Here is a 1,283-nt window from a genome sequence, read left to right as displayed (position 1 = left end):
ATGAAACGCTTCATAAGCAGGGATGTTGTCCCATGAAGTGTTCGAGACGCCTGGGTCAAAAATTTGACCCAGGCGCTTGAAAATAGGATTTGAGAAAGTCGTGGTCACGATCAGGCTACCTACTCGCTGAACCTCTCTTCCTTCCAGATCCTGCACCTGCTCTGCCGCGCGTGCGTCAGGCACCCTCCGACATTGACGTCGATCCGGCACCCGATGACGCCGCGCGGGGATCGAGCGTCTGCTTTGTCGAGATGCTGCAACTGCCCTGCTGCACCGCCGTCAGTCTGCTCTCCGCCCTTTGCTGCCTCCCTCTCAATGGAAATCCCGGCTCGGAAACAGCTTCTTCGCCTGCTCGCGGGGATGCCGCGCCGCTGGCCGCAGACTGCCGCCCACGGGGCGCTTCGTCTCGTCCGCCCGCCCGTCGTTGCTGTCGATCATGACCGGCCGGCCGAGGGTCGCCAATAGCGGCGACAGGTCCTCGACATGCTCGGCCAAAAGATGCGTCACCGGGCCGTCGCGCTGCAGGCGGCCGGTGACGCGGATGAGGCGGCCGGCGATCACCGCCTTGCGGAAGGTCTCGTAGACCTTCTTCCACACCACGATGTTGGCGCTGCCGGTCTCGTCCTCCAGCGTCAGGAAGATCACCCCCGAGGCGGTGCCGGGGCGCTGCCGGGTGATGACGAGGCCGGTGACGGTGACGCGGCCGGTTGCTGCGCCCAGCCGGTCATGCGGCAGGCTCTCGGGCAGGCGCGGGCGCAGGAGCTCCACCGGGTGGGCGCGCAAGCTGAGGCGCAGCGAGAGGTAATCCTCGATCACCTCCTGGCCGAGGGTCATCTGCGGCAGGCTGACGGCGGGCTCGCGGCCGCCCTCGCCGTCGGGGCCGAAGAGCGGCAGCGGGGCCGGGGCCTTCAGCGCCTTGGCGGCCCAGAGCGCGTCGCGGCGGGTGAGGCCGAGCGCCGCGAAGGCGTCGGCTTCGGCCAGCCGCTCCAGCGTGTCGGGGGCGATGCCGGCGCGCCGCCAGAGGCTTTCGACATCCGGATAGCCGTTGCCGCGGGCGGCGGCGATCCAGCCGGCGTCCTCCTGCCGGAGCCCCTTGATCTGGCGGAAGCCGAGCCGCAGCGCCAGGCTGCCATCGGCGCGCGGCTCCAGCGTGCAGTCCCAGAGCGAGTGGTTCACCGAGATCGGCCGGACCTCGACGCCGCGGTCGCGGGCGTCGCGCACCAGCTGGGCCGGGGCGTAGAAGCCCATCGGCTGGCTGTTCAGGAGAGCGCAGGTGAAGGCGG

Annotated in this window: 2 protein-coding genes; both read right to left on the bottom strand. The window is 69.3% G+C overall.

Features of this window, described 5'->3' with window-relative positions; all coding sequences use genetic code 11:
• The coding region (locus tag C5F48_RS25860; RefSeq protein WP_219907844.1) for a hypothetical protein at nt 1–183 on the bottom strand (183 nt) is incomplete at its 3' end.
• A 129-nt stretch (nt 184–312) separates the two neighbouring features.
• A partial coding sequence (locus C5F48_RS23940) for a helix-hairpin-helix domain-containing protein (protein WP_258186582.1) occupies nt 313–1,283 on the bottom strand: 971 nt, incomplete at its 5' end.

Origin of the sequence: Cereibacter changlensis JA139, from assembly GCF_003034985.1 — a bacterium.
Taxonomy (GTDB): domain Bacteria; phylum Pseudomonadota; class Alphaproteobacteria; order Rhodobacterales; family Rhodobacteraceae; genus Cereibacter; species Cereibacter changlensis.
This window is presented reverse-complemented; position numbering and strand designations above follow the sequence as displayed.